This window comes from Rhodanobacter sp. Root179 (assembly GCF_001428465.1).
In the GTDB taxonomy this organism is placed as follows: domain Bacteria; phylum Pseudomonadota; class Gammaproteobacteria; order Xanthomonadales; family Rhodanobacteraceae; genus Rhodanobacter.
Map to the genome: position 1 here is coordinate 24,472 of NZ_LMHR01000088.1, position 12,834 is coordinate 37,305.

General features: G+C 65.8%; 9 protein-coding genes and 1 tRNA gene. 2 read left to right on the plus strand and 8 right to left on the minus strand.

Annotated elements, in window-relative coordinates; translation table 11 throughout:
* The gene (locus ASD82_RS15230; RefSeq protein WP_056718659.1) at positions 1–708 is read right to left on the minus strand and encodes a DUF3348 domain-containing protein; all 708 of its coding nucleotides are present in this window, start codon (positions 706–708) and stop codon (positions 1–3) included.
* Positions 709–997: 289 nt separating this feature from the next.
* A tRNA-Val gene (locus ASD82_RS15235) sits at positions 998–1,072 on the minus strand.
* Positions 1,073–1,208: 136 nt separating this feature from the next.
* On the opposite strand from ASD82_RS15235, the gene ASD82_RS15240 reads away from it, so the two are divergent.
* Positions 1,209–1,550, plus strand: a complete 342-nt coding sequence (locus ASD82_RS15240) for a lipid-A-disaccharide synthase N-terminal domain-containing protein (RefSeq protein ID WP_056718660.1) — start codon at positions 1,209–1,211, stop codon at positions 1,548–1,550.
* A gap of 1 nt (position 1,551) precedes the next feature.
* Here the strand turns inward: ASD82_RS15240 and metH are convergent, their stop codons facing one another.
* The 3 genes from metH to ASD82_RS15255 form a co-directional block, all read right to left on the minus strand.
* The gene (gene metH, locus ASD82_RS15245; RefSeq protein WP_056719118.1) at positions 1,552–4,317 is read right to left on the minus strand and encodes a methionine synthase; all 2,766 of its coding nucleotides are present in this window, start codon (positions 4,315–4,317) and stop codon (positions 1,552–1,554) included.
* Between the two features lie 151 nt (positions 4,318–4,468).
* Positions 4,469–5,545, minus strand: a complete 1,077-nt coding sequence (locus ASD82_RS15250) for a homocysteine S-methyltransferase family protein (RefSeq protein WP_056718661.1) — start codon at positions 5,543–5,545, stop codon at positions 4,469–4,471.
* A gap of 17 nt (positions 5,546–5,562) precedes the next feature.
* A complete protein-coding gene (locus ASD82_RS15255; protein WP_056718662.1) occupies positions 5,563–6,492 on the minus strand; it encodes a metalloregulator ArsR/SmtB family transcription factor in 930 nt (309 codons plus the stop codon).
* Between the two features lie 154 nt (positions 6,493–6,646).
* Here ASD82_RS15255 and ASD82_RS15260 point away from each other — a divergent pair, with 154 nt between their 5' ends.
* The gene (locus ASD82_RS15260) at positions 6,647–7,807 is read left to right on the plus strand and encodes an acyl-CoA dehydrogenase family protein (protein WP_056718663.1); all 1,161 of its coding nucleotides are present in this window, start codon (positions 6,647–6,649) and stop codon (positions 7,805–7,807) included.
* 64 nt (positions 7,808–7,871) lie between these two features.
* On the opposite strand, the gene ASD82_RS15265 is transcribed toward ASD82_RS15260, so the two are convergent.
* Genes ASD82_RS15265 through ASD82_RS15275 form a run of 3 tightly spaced genes read right to left on the minus strand, consistent with a single transcriptional unit; the run spans position 7,872 to position 12,486 of the window.
* Positions 7,872–8,117, minus strand: coding sequence for a hypothetical protein (locus tag ASD82_RS15265; RefSeq protein WP_056718664.1), 246 nt, complete (start codon positions 8,115–8,117; stop codon positions 7,872–7,874).
* Position 8,118: 1 nt separating this feature from the next.
* Positions 8,119–11,295 carry an efflux RND transporter permease subunit gene (locus ASD82_RS15270; RefSeq protein WP_056718665.1) on the minus strand — a complete coding sequence of 1,059 codons (3,177 nt, stop codon included), beginning with the start codon at positions 11,293–11,295 and terminating at the stop codon, positions 8,119–8,121.
* 12 nt (positions 11,296–11,307) lie between these two features.
* Positions 11,308–12,486 (minus strand): efflux RND transporter periplasmic adaptor subunit, encoded by a 1,179-nt coding sequence (locus ASD82_RS15275; protein WP_056718666.1) that lies wholly within the window; start codon positions 12,484–12,486, stop codon positions 11,308–11,310.
* Positions 12,487–12,834 lie beyond the last annotated feature (348 nt).

Genomic DNA, 12,834 nt, shown 5'->3' on the forward strand with positions numbered 1-12,834 from the left:
TTAGCAGGTGCGAAGGGCTGCAAGCAGACCCTCGACGGGTTGAAAACGAACATCCAGTTCGGCGAGCAGCACGCTCTGCCGGTTCTGGCGAAAGACCTCCAGCCAGGCGTCAGGCGAGGTCGGGGTGGCCTGCGCCGAGGCAGCCTGGTGCAGGCGCTCGAAATGTTCCCCGAGCAGGTCGGGCACGTGGGCCAGCAGGGACTGCTCGCGCGGGCTCAGCGCCGCTTCCATGGCGGCATCCACGGCCGCCAGTCGCGCCATCGCGGCCGACTTCCCGGTCAGCGTGTCGCGCAGGCGGCCGCGCAGCTCACCGGTGGCAGCTTGCATCGACCGCTGCAGGGACAGATGGCGCTGACGGAACATCGGGTAGTCGACGGCTTCCGATGCATCGGCTTTCCGCGCCTCGCCGCCGGCGCGCCGCGGCGGGCCGGCCGGCACGCGGTCGCCGACGATGGTGCCGGCCAATGAGCGGCGTATCCGGGTGCATTCGTGCTCCTCGCTGCCGGAGTCATGCGCGCCGGAGTCGGTCGCGGCAGGCTTGCCGTCGAGCGCGGTGGACAGGGCAATCGCGTGGCTCCAGTCCAGCCACCGGCCCAGGTGGTCGGCGAGCGATGGCGGTGAGGGCGGAACGTCGGCGCCCACCAGGTTCGCCAGCAGGCGAATGAACGTCGGGCCATGGACCGGGGGCCGTTGAGGAGCTTGCACCATGCGTTTCGCTTGAGAAAACCGCCAGTTTACATGCTGCCGGGGCCGCGGCTGTCGCCGCGATCCGTGCCGCGGCGATGGGCCAGCTGGATGTCTCGTGCGCAAACGAAAGAAGCCATCGCTGCGGATGGCTTCAGATGAATCAGGAGGTGGCGGGCGAGGCAGGGACCGTTGTGCGACACCTGCCGTGTGAAGTGCCCGTTGCTGCACGCACGTTGCGCTTTTCGTGCCACCCACTTTCGAGGTGCCCAAACGACGAAACCGGCCATGAAAGGCCGGTTTCCTGTAACGATGGTGGGCGATGCAAGGATCGAACTTGCGACACCTGCCGTGTGAAGGCAGTGCTCTACCGCTGAGCTAATCGCCCGCCGAGAACGCGCAATTTTAGGGATAGTCGCGGGGCGGGTCAATGCCTTTTGCAGCGACGACCGTCGCGACGGTCACGGGGCCTTGGGGTGGCCTTGCTAGACTTGCGCCCCTGTCTTCCGCCCAGGCGCGCCGCCGTGCTTCTTTTCAGCCCCCATTTCGATCACATCCTCCACGCGCTGCAGCAGTTCGAGCTGACGCCGTGGAAGATGGTCGGCTTCGCCGGCACCTTGCTGTTCACCAGCCGCTGGTTCGTGCAGCTCTACTACACACGCAAGTACAAGCGCGTGGTGATGCCGCTGGCGTTCTGGTGGCTGTCGGTATGCGGCAGTGTGCTGTTGCTGGCGTACTTCACCCTGGGCAAGAACGACTCGGTGGGCATCATCTCGAATTTCTTCCCGGTCTTCGTGTCGGTCTACAACCTCATCGTGCATCTGCGCCACCGCAAGCACAGCATGACCGGCGACGCGACCGCGTAAGTCACTCCGGGTCGTAGTCGAGGTTGGAGGCGAGCCAGCGCTCGGCCTCGGCCAGCGTCCAGCCCTTGCGCTTCGCGTAATCCTCGACCTGTTCCTTGCCGAGGCGGCCGACCACGAAATACTGGCTGTCCGGGTGCGAGTAGTACCAGCCGGAGACGGCGGCGGCCGGATACATCGAGAAGCCTTCGGTGAGTTCGATGCCGGTGTTCCTGGTGACGTCGAGCAGCTTGAACAGCGTGGTTTTCTCGGTGTGGTCGGGGCAGGCGGGATAGCCGGGCGCGGGGCGGATGCCACGATATTTTTCGGCGATCAGCGCGTCGTTGTCGAGCGATTCGTCGGGCACGAAACCCCAGAATTCCTTGCGTACGCGTTCGTGCATGTGCTCGGCGAAGGCTTCGGCAAGGCGATCGGCCAGGGCCTTGAGGATGATCGAGGAATAGTCGTCGTAGTCGGCCAGGAAACGGTTGAGGTGTTCCTCGATGCCGATCCCCGCGGTGACCGCGAAGCCGCCGATCCAGTCGGGTTTGGCGAATTCCTTTGGCGTGATGAAATCGGCGAGGCAGAGATTGGGGCGCTCGGGGGGTTTGTCGGCTTGCTGGCGGAGGCTGTGGAGGGTGGCCAGGGACGTGCCCCCATCCGCCCTTCGGGCACCTTCCCCCGCTTGCGGGGGAAGGGAAGTCGAGGTGAGCCCCGCTTGCGGGGGAAGGGAGGTCGGGGCATACACCTCGACGTCGTCGCCGACGTTGGCGGCGGGCCACAGGCCGATCACGGCGCGGGCGGTGAGCCACTTCTCGGCGATGATCTTGTCCATCATCGCCTGGGCGTCACGGAACAGTTCGCTGGCCTGGGGGCCGACGATGTCGTCGGTGAGGATGGCCGGGTAGTGGCCGGCCAGTTCCCAGGCCTGGAAGAACGGGGTCCAGTCGATGTAGTCGCGCAGCGTGGCCAGGTCGTAGTCGTCGAAGACGGTGATGCCGGGTTTGGCCGGCTGCGGCGGATCGTAGTTGGCCCAGTCGCAACGGAAGCGCTGTGCGCGGGCTTTTTCCAGCGACACCAGTTTCTTGCCGGGGCCGCGGTTGCGATGGCGTTCGCGCACGTCGGCGTAGTCGGCGCGCACCTTGGCCAGGAAGTCGTCGACCAGTTCCTTGCTGACCAGCGACTGCGCCACGCCGACCGCGCGCGAGGCGTCCTTCACCCATACCGTACCGGCCTTGTAGTGCGGTTCGATTTTCAGCGCGGTGTGCGCGCGCGAGGTGGTGGCGCCGCCGATCAGCAGCGGGATGTGGAAGTCCCGGCGCTGCATCTCGCGGGCGACCTGGCTCATTTCCTCCAGCGATGGCGTGATCAGGCCGGACAGGCCGATCATGTCGGCGTGCTCGGCGATCGCGGTTTCGAGGATCTTCTGCGCGGGCACCATCACGCCCAGGTCGATCACCTCGAAGTTGTTGCAGCGGAGCACCACGCCGACGATGTTCTTGCCGATGTCGTGCACGTCGCCCTTGACCGTGGCCATCACGATCTTGCCGTTGTTCTTGCCGGTGTCGCCGGTGCGCTCCTTTTCGGCCTCGATGTAGGGCAGCAGATAGGCCACCGCCTTCTTCATCACGCGGGCGGATTTCACCACCTGGGGCAGGAACATCTTGCCGGCGCCGAACAGGTCGCCGACCACGTTCATGCCGTCCATCAGCGGGCCTTCGATCACGTCGAGCGGGCGCGTGGACAGCTGGCGGGCCTCCTCGGTGTCCTCGACCACGTACTGGTCGATGCCGTGCACCAGTGCGTGGCTGAGCCGGGCGCGCACGTCGTTCTCGCGCCAGGCCAGCGTCTCGACTTCGGCCGCGCCGCGCTTGCCCTTGTAGTTGTCGGCGATCTCCAGCAGGCGCTCGGTGGCATCCTCGCGGCGGTTCAGTACCACGTCCTCGACGCGCTCGCGCAGCGGCGGATCGATGTCATCCATGATGGTCAGCGCGCCCGCGTTGACGATGCCCATGTCCATGCCGGCACGGATCGCGTGATACAGGAACACCGAATGGATCGCCTCGCGCACGATGTTGTTGCCGCGGAACGAGAACGACACGTTGGAGACGCCGCCGGAGATGTGGCAGTCGGGGAAGCGCTTCTTCAGCTCGCGGGTGGCTTCGATGAAATCCACCGCGTAATTGTTGTGTTCCTCGATGCCGGTGGCGATGGCGAAGATGTTGGGGTCGAAGATGATGTCTTCGGGCGGGAAGTCGAGTTCCTTCGTCAGCAGCTCGTGGGCGCGCGAACAGATCTCCACCTTGCGCTCGATGGTGTCGGCCTGGCCCTGTTCGTCGAACGCCATCACCACCGCGGCGGCGCCGTACTGGCGCACCTTGCGCGCCTGTTCGAGGAATGCCGCCTCGCCTTCCTTCATCGAGATCGAGTTGACGATGCCCTTGCCTTGCAGGCAGCGCAGGCCGGCCTCGATCACCGTCCACTTCGACGAGTCGATCATGAACGGCACGCGGGCGATGTCCGGTTCGGACGAGATCAGGTTGACGAAGCGGGTCATCGCCGCCTCGGAATCGATCAGGCCCTCGTCCATGTTGATGTCGATCACCTGCGCGCCGTTGGCGACCTGCTGACGGGCGACTTCGACGGCCTCGTCGTAGCGGTCTTCCTTGATCAGCTTCTTGAACTGCGCCGAGCCGGTGACGTTGGTGCGCTCGCCCACGTTGATGAACAGCAGGTCGGGGGTGACGACCAGTGGTTCGAGGCCGGAGAGGCGGGTGTGGCGAATACTCATGTGCGGCGACACCATGCTGTTGCTCCCTCCCCTGCGTGCAGGGGAGGGTTGCGGAGGGGTAAGGCTTTTGACCTGGTTTTTGAGATGGAAGTCAAAAGCGTGACCCCCACCCAACCTCCCCCTGCAAGCAGGGGGAGGAGCGACGGTGCGTTCATGCGGCCTCCGCGTCATGCGCAGGCAACGTCCTTGGCGCGCAATCGCGCACAGCTTCGGCAATCGCCTTGATGTGCGCGGGCGTCGTGCCGCAACAGCCGCCGACCAGGTTCAGCAAACCATCGCGGGCGAAGCCGCCGATCACGCCAGCCATGTGCTCGGGCGTTTCGTCGTACTCGCCGAAGGCATTCGGCAGGCCGGCGTTGGGATGAGTGCTGACGTAGCTTTCGGCGAGGTTGGCCAGGGTCTGCACGTGCGGGCGCAAGTCCTCGGCGCCCAGCGCGCAGTTGAAGCCCACCGACAGCGGGCGCGCATGGCGCACCGAGTAGTAGAACGCTTCGGCGGTCTGGCCCGAGAGCGTGCGGCCGGAGCGGTCGGTGATGGTGCCAGAGATCATCACCGGCAGGCGCGCCCCGCGCTGGTGGAACAGTTCGGCGAGGGCGAACAGCGCGGCTTTCGCATTCAGCGTGTCGAAGATCGTCTCGACCATGATCACGTCGGCACCGCCGTCGATCAGGCCATTGGCGGACTCGGTGTAGTTCGCCGCCAGTTCCTCGAAGGTGACGTTGCGGAAGCCGGGATCGTTGACGTCGGGCGACAGCGAAGCGGTGCGGCTGGTGGGGCCGAGCACGCCGATCACGAAGCGCGGTTTGTCCGGTGTCTTCGCGGTCATCGCGTCGCAGGCGGCGCGGGCGAGCTTCGCGCCTTCGAGGTTCAGCTCGTGTGCCAGGTGTTGCAGCTTGTAGTCAGCCTGGCTGATCCGCGTCGAATTGAAGGTGTTGGTTTCGATCAGGTCGGCGCCGGCTTCGAGATAAGCGTCGTGCACGCCGCGGATGATGTCCGGCCGGGTCAGCGTGAGCAGGTCGTTGTTGCCCTTGAGGTCGCAACTGCCGGCGTGGTCGTGCGCGTGGCCATCGTGCCCGTGTTCGAAACGTTCGCCGCGGAAGCCGCTTTCGTCCAGCTCGTGTGCCTGCAGCATGGTGCCCATGCCGCCGTCGAGGATCAGGATGCGCTGGCGCAGTGCGTGCTCCAGCAAGGCGACGCGTTCGGGGTGGAGCCAGGGGAGGGTGCTCATCGAACTTCCTTGCAGGTTCAGGCAGGCTTGCGCGCCAGCAGGCTGATCACTTCGAAATGCGGCGCCTTGCGCTCGCGGCTGAGCCGGTTGCAGCTCAGGACGTCGAGCCTGGCGGCCCGGGCATAGCCGTCCAGCTGATCGCTGCTGAAGCCGAGGTTGCGGTGGTCGAACGGTTCGACCGCCTTGCCGTGGTCGTGCTTGCCCAGGGTGACGGCGAGCAGGCGGCCGCCCGGGCGCAGCAGGCGCGCAGCCTCGGCCACCGCCCTGGCCGGGTGTTCGGCATAGGTCAGCGCGTGCAGCATCAGCACCAGGTCGAAGCGCTGGTCGCCCAGCTCCAGCGCGTGCATGTCGCCCTGGATCACGCGCACGTTGGTGAAGGCCTGCAATCGCTTCGCGGCGGCTTCGACCACCCGCTCGCTGGAATCCACGCAGACGATGGAGTGCGCGTGGGGCGCCAGCAGTTCGGCGGTGATGCCGTCGCCGGAGGCGATGTCCAGCACGTCGCCGGTGCCCAGCAATTGCAGCAGCGAGCGGGCCAGCGTTTCCCAGGTACGGCCGGGCGAGTAGTGGCGCTCCATGTCGCCGGCCACGGTGTCGGCCCAGCCTTCCTCGCGGGCTCGGTTGGCCAGCACGCCGGGCAGGCGGGCGGCATCCTCGCGCAGCAGGGCGTCGTCGATGCTGGCGCGCAGCGAGGCGAGCAGGTCATGCTGCGCCTCGTCGCCTTCGTTGTTGGCGCGGTAATAGGCGGAGACGCCGGCGCGACGATCGCGCACCAGCCCGGCTTCCTTCAGTTTGGCCAGGTGGGTCGATACGCGCGGCTGGGCCAGATGCAGCACGGCAGCCAGTTCGGCCACCGTGAGTTCCTCGTGTTCAAGCAGGGCCAGCAGGCGGACCCGGGTGGGGTCGGCCAGCAGGCGCAGCACGCTCGAAGCGGTTGCCAGATCCATAATCATCCCTGTATCGCGATACAAAGATGTGTAGGCTAGGCCCCGTTGATGCAAGCGTCAAGCGTCGACGCGCCGGGTGGTTGCCGCGTCGCGCGCCCCGCCACCGGGCATCCCGGCTAAAATGTCCGGCTTTCCCCGTTGCCGGAGCTTTCCCATGGATTTCAGCTTTACCGAAGACCAGTTGTCGATCCAGTCGATCGCCCGTGATTTTGCGCAGAAGCGCATCGCACCGGTGGCCGCCGAGCTCGACGCGAAGGGCGAGTTTCCGCTGGAGAACATCCGCGAGATGGGCCAGCTCGGCCTGATGGGCATCGAGGTGCCCGAGGAGTACGGCGGCGCCGGCATGGACCCGGTGGCCTATGTGCTGGCGATGATCGAGATCGCCGCGGCCGACGCGGCCACCGCGACCATCATGTCGGTGAACAACTCGCTGTTCTGCAACGGCATCCTCAAGCATGGCAACGAGGAGCAGAAGCAGAAGTATGTGCGCGCGATCGCCACCGGCGAGGCGATCGGCGCCTACGCGCTGACCGAGCCGCAGTCCGGTTCGGACGCCTCGGCGATGCACACGCGCGCCGCGAAGAACGCCAACGGCGACTGGGTGATCAACGGCAAGAAGAGCTGGATCACCTCCGGCCCGGTGGCGCGTTACATCGTGCTGTTCGCCATCAGCACGCCCGGCATCGGCGCCAAGGGCGTGTCGGCCTTCATCGTCGACACGCAGCTGCCGGGTTTCCACGCCGGCAAGAGCGAGCCCAAGCTCGGCATCCGCGCCTCGGCCACCTGCGAGATCGAATTCACCGATTACGTGTTGCCCAAGGAGAACCTGCTCGGCGAGGAGGGCAAGGGCTTCTCGATGGCGATGGGCGTACTCGACGCCGGCCGCATCGGCATCGCCTCGCAGGCGGTGGGCATCTGCCGTGCGGCGTATGAGGCCACCTTGCAGTGGTCGCGCGACCGCAAGGCTTTCGGCGCGCCGATCGGCACGTTCCAGATGACCCAGTCCAAGATCGCCGACATGAAGTGCAAGCTCGACGCGGCCACGCTGCTGACCCTGCGCGCGGCCTGGGCCAAGGGCGAGGCGGAGAAGAACGGTGGACGCTTCGGCACCGAGGCCGCGGTGGCCAAGCTGGTCGCCTCGGAGGCGGCGATGTGGATCAGCCACCAGGCGGTGCAGATCCATGGCGGCATGGGCTATTCGAAGGAAATGCCGCTGGAGCGTTACTTCCGCGATGCGAAGATCACCGAGATCTACGAAGGTACCAGCGAAATCCAGCGGATGGTGATCGCGCGGGCGGAGACGGGCCTGCGCTGAAACGCCAACGATTCAAAAAAAGGCCCGGACAGGGGAAGCCTGTCCGGGCCTTTTTTTGTCAAATTCACTTATTCCAGCGTCGCCATGTCTTTTTGCTCTCGGCGATTTCTTCCCTGAAATCCTTTTCCAACTCCTGCTTCTTTGGAAAAGGAACTAGTGATACCAGCACGGCGAAAAGGGCGACAGACACCAGCAAGGCAAGTGTGCCTGGCAAAAACTGAAACGCCAGTCGCGCCAGAGCCATCCAAAGAAATCCCGAGAAAAGACTGAACAAGCGGGACTTCCGGAGATGGCTCCATTCCTTCTTCATATCAGTGTCCGCGACGGGGATCCGAATCGAACGACTGCATGCCGTTATGGCTCGCTGTGCCAGCCGGTGTATCGCCGTCCAGCTTGTCGCCGAGCAGGCGGCGCACCACCACGTAGAACACCGGGATCAGCAAGACGCCGAGGAAGGTGGCAAACAGCATGCCGCCGATCACGCCGGTGCCGATCGCATGGCGTGCATTGGCGCCGGCGCCGCTGGAGATGAACAGCGGGAACACGCCCAGGATGAAGGCCAGCGAGGTCATCAGGATCGGCCGCAGGCGCAGACGGGCCGCGTCGACGGTGGCCTCGCGCAGGGTGCGTCCGGCTTTCTGCTCGGCCACCGCGAACTCCACGATCAGGATCGCGTTCTTGGCCGCCAGGCCGATCACCGTGATCAGGCCGATCTTGAAGTAGATGTCGTCGGGCAGTCCGCGCAGCAGCGAGAACACCACCGCGCCGAGCAGGCCCAGCGGCACCACCAGCATCACCGACACCGGGATCGACCAGCTCTCGTACAACGCCGCCAGGGCCAGGAACACGATCACGATCGACAGCAGCATCAGCAGGGTGGCCGCGTTGCCGGACAGGATTTCCTGGTAGGACTGGCCGGTCCAGTCGAAGCCGAAGCCCTTGGGAAGATCGTTGTTGACGATCCGCTCCATCTCGCTCATGGCTTCGCCCGAGGCGTGCCCGGGCGCCGGAGAGCCGACGATCTCCACCGCCGAATAGCCGTTGTAGCGGGTCAGCGAGGGTGAAGACACCTGCCACTGGCTGCGCACCACGGTGGACAGCGGGATCATCTCCGGCGCGGCGCCGGCGGCACCCAGCGTGCTGGGGGTGAAGATGTGCTGCAGTGCCTCCGGACCCATGCGATAGGGCGCATCGGCCTGCATGATCACCCGCTTGATGCGGCCGCCGTAGGTGAAGTCGTTGACGTAGACCGGCGCCAGCATCAGGCCGATCGCGTTGTAGATGTCACCGACCTGCAAGCCCATCGATTGCGCCTGCACGCGGTCCACGTCCAGGTGCAGCTGTGGCGAGTCTTCCAGTGCATTGGGGCGCACGCCGACCAGCGACTTGTCCTGGCTGGCCTTGCCCAGCAGCATGTTGCGGGCCTGGGTCAGCGCCTCGCGACCGGCGCCGCCGCGGTCCTGCAGGTACATGTCGAAACCGCCGAACTGGCCCAATCCCTGCACCGTCGGAATGTTGGCCACGAAGATCCGCGCGTCGTGGATCTGCTGCATGGAGCCATTGGCACGCTGGATGAACTGGGCCGCCGTGTCGTCGCGCTTGGCCCAGTCCTTGAGCTTGATGAAGGCCATGCCGGCGTTCTCGCCCGAACCGATGAAGCTGAAGCCGGTGACCTGCAGCACGCCTTCGACGGCCGGATCCTTGTTCAGGATCTCGCGCATCTGCGTCATCACCGCCGAGGTGCGCTGCTTGGTGGCGCCCGGTGGCAGCTGGATCACCGACAGCGCGTAGCCCTGGTCCTCCTCGGGCAGGAAGCTGCCGGGCAGGCGCGTGTACAGGAAGCCGCCCAGCACGGCCAGCAGCACGAACACCAGCATCCAGCGTGGCGCGTGGCGCACGGCGCCGCCGATGTGGCCGGTATAGGTGTGCGTGGTCCAGTCGAACAGCTCGTTAAACTTGCGGAAGACGACGTTCTTCTTCTTGTGGTGTTCCGGCTGCAGGAAGCTGGCGCACAGCGCTGGCGTGAAGGACAGCGCGAGGAAGGCCGAGAAGCCCATCGACACCGCGATGGTCAGCGCGAACTGCTTGTAGATGATGCCCGACGCGCCCGGCTGCAACGACGAGGGCACGAACACGGCAGCCAGCACCACGGTGATCGCCACCACCGCGCCGGTGATCTGGCCCATCGCCTTGCGCGTCGCGTCCTTCGGCGACAGACCTTCCTCGGTCATGATGCGCTCGACGTTCTCGATCACCACGATCGCGTCGTCGACCACGATGCCGATCGCCAGCACCATGCCGAACAGGGTCAGCTGGTTGATGCTGAAGCCGAGCACCAGCATGCCCAGGAAGGTGCCCAGCAGGGCCACCGGGATCACCAGGGTCGGGATGATGGTGGCGCGGATGTTCTGCAGGAACAGCAACATCACCAGGAACACCAGGATGATCGCCTCGATCAGCGTGTGCACCACCTCGTTGATCGAGATGGTGACGAAGGCGGTGCTGTCGTACGGGCTGAACCAGGTCACGCCCTGTGGGAAGCTCGGCGCCAGCTCGTCCATCTTGCCGCGCACCGCGGTGGCCACGTTGAGCGCGTTGGCGCCGGGCAGCAGCTGGATCGCGAACGCACCGATCGGCTTGCCCTGGTACTGCGTGTCGAAACCGTAGCCGCCGGGACCGAAGCTGATCCGCGCCACGTCGCCCAGCTTGACGGTGGTGCCGTCGGGATCGGCGCGCAGGATGATGTCGGCGAACTGTTCAGGCGTAGTGAAGCGCCCCTCGGTGGACACCGTGGCAGTGAAGCCGTGGCCGGGCAGGGCCGGGTCCGCGCCCAGCGAACCGGCCGCGAACTGCACGTTCTGCGCCTTGATCGCCGCCAGCACCTGGGTGGCCGACAGGCTGTAACCGTGCAGCTTGTCCGGGTTCAGCCAGATCCGCATGGCGTATTCGGAGCCGAACTGCTGGGTGCTGCCGACGCCTGGCACGCGCGAGATCTGGTCGAGCACCTGCGAACCGACGATGTCGTTGAGACGGTCGCGGTCGATGTTCTTGTTGTCCGAGGTCAGCGCGACGACCATCAGGAAGCCGGCGTTGGCCTTGGCCACCACCACGCCCTGCTGGGTCACTTCGGACGGCAGTCGCGGCGTGGCCAGTGCCACCTTGTTCTGCACCTGCACCTGGGCGATGTCCGGGTCGGTGCCGGACTCGAAGGTCAGCGTGATGCTGGCGCGGCCGCTGGCGCTGGACGAGGAGCTGAAGTACAGCAGGTGGTCGATGCCGGTCAGTTGCTGCTCGATCACCTGGGTGACGGTTTTCTCGGTGGTTTCGGCGCTGGCGCCGGGGTAGGTCGCGCTGACCGTCACCGAGGGCGGCGCGATCGTCGGATACGACTCCACGCCCAGGTTGAGGATGGCCAGCACGCCACCCAGGGAAATCAGGATCGCCACCACCCAGGCGAAGATCGGGCGGTCAATGAAGAAACTCGGCATCGTCCGGCTCCGTTACTTGCTGCTGTGCGCGGCTGGCGGCTGGCTCGATGACGAGCTGGCGGGCTTCCACGGACTGGCCTTGGCCGGTGCACCGGCCTTCACGTTCTGGATGCCCGACACCACCACCTGGTCGCCGGCGGCGAGGCCGTCGTTGATGACCCACTTGCCGTCGACCATGTCGGCGGTGCTGACGTCCTTGCGCACGACCTTGCCGTCGGCACCGACGGTCATCACGTAGGCGCCCACGGTGTCGCGCTGCACGGCCTGTTGCGGCACCAGGAACACCTTGTGCTGCTGGCCCAGGTTCGCTTTCAGCGTCACGTACATGCCGGGCAACAGGCTGCGTTTCGGGTTGGCCACCTTGGCACGCAGGTTGACCGAACCGGTGGACGGGTTGACCGTGGTATCGGAGAAATCCAGCACGCCCGGCTCGGAATAGTCGCTGCCGTCGGGCAGGGTGATCTGCACGCTGGCCTTGTTCGGATCGGCCAGGGTGACGTTGCCGCTGCTCTGCGCGCGGCGCATCTGTTCCAGCGAGTCGACGCCCATGGTGAAGTTCACGTACAGCGGGTCCATCTGGTCGACGGTGGTGAGCAGGGTGGCTTCGCCGTTGCCGACCAGGGCGCCTTCGGTGACCTGCTGCTGGCCGGCGCGACCATCGATCGGAGAGGTCACGTTGGCGTAGCCCAGGTTGATGCGGGCGGTCTCGACGTTGGCGCGGGCTGCCTGCACCGCGGCGGCGGCGCTGCGTTCGGCGGCCAGCGCATTGTCCAGGTCGGACTTCGACACATAGCCCTTCGGCGCCAGCTCGCGCACCCGCTGCGCGGTGACCTTGTTGTTGGTCCAGGTGGCCTGTGCCTGGGCCAGCGACGCCTGGGCCGCGCTCAGCGAGGCCTTCAGCGGCGCCGGATCGATCTGGAACAGCAACTGGCCCTGCTTGACGTTGGTGCCTTCCTCATAGGTGCGCTTGAGCAGCACGCCGGCCACGCGGGCGCGGACATCGGCACTGCGATAGGCGGACAGGCGGCCGACCAGATCGCGGGTCAGCGGCGAGGTCTGCGGCTGGACCTTGATCACGCCCACGTCGGGGGGCGGCATCTGCGGCGGACCCTGTTCCTTGCCCTTGCCGCAGGCGGTCAACGCCAGCAGGCCCAGGCACAACAATGGCGTGCGCAACAACGAGGAATTCATGGAAGCTCCAGAACTGGCTTGTACGGGGAGGGGGTGCCGACGCGCGCTGCGATGTCGTCAGAAACGGAATACCGCATCTTGCGTCACATGTCCTGTGTCAAAGGTTGCGGACGTGTCGGCCCGCGTTTCAAACCCGCCGACACGGCGGGAAGCGCCATGCGAAGCGCTTTGCCAACAAGACTATACCGGCGAGTTTACATTTTATCCGGGCCGCGAATCCAGTCATTGACAGTCGTTTCAAACCGTGGACAGCGCCAGCGCTGTTCCGCACGGCGTCCATTCAAGAACGGGGATGGTCTGCGGCAGCGGCTGCGACGCAGCAAGCGACAGGTGCATCGCGTGCATCGA

Excerpts from the sequence above, each read along its gene's own strand:
- ASD82_RS15230 (WP_056718659.1), bottom strand. The coding sequence starts at position 708 with ATGGTGCAAGCTCCTCAACGGCCCCCGGTCCATGGCCCGACGTTCATT.
- metH (WP_056719118.1), bottom strand. The coding sequence starts at position 4,317 with ATGAGTATTCGCCACACCCGCCTCTCCGGCCTCGAACCACTGGTCGTC.
- ASD82_RS15250 (WP_056718661.1), bottom strand. The coding sequence starts at position 5,545 with ATGAGCACCCTCCCCTGGCTCCACCCCGAACGCGTCGCCTTGCTGGAG.
- ASD82_RS15255 (WP_056718662.1), bottom strand. The coding sequence starts at position 6,492 with ATGGATCTGGCAACCGCTTCGAGCGTGCTGCGCCTGCTGGCCGACCCC.
- ASD82_RS15260 (WP_056718663.1), top strand. The coding sequence starts at position 6,647 with ATGGATTTCAGCTTTACCGAAGACCAGTTGTCGATCCAGTCGATCGCC.
- ASD82_RS15265 (WP_056718664.1), bottom strand. The coding sequence starts at position 8,117 with ATGAAGAAGGAATGGAGCCATCTCCGGAAGTCCCGCTTGTTCAGTCTT.
- ASD82_RS15270 (WP_056718665.1), bottom strand. The coding sequence starts at position 11,295 with ATGCCGAGTTTCTTCATTGACCGCCCGATCTTCGCCTGGGTGGTGGCG.
- ASD82_RS15275 (WP_056718666.1), bottom strand. The coding sequence starts at position 12,486 with ATGAATTCCTCGTTGTTGCGCACGCCATTGTTGTGCCTGGGCCTGCTG.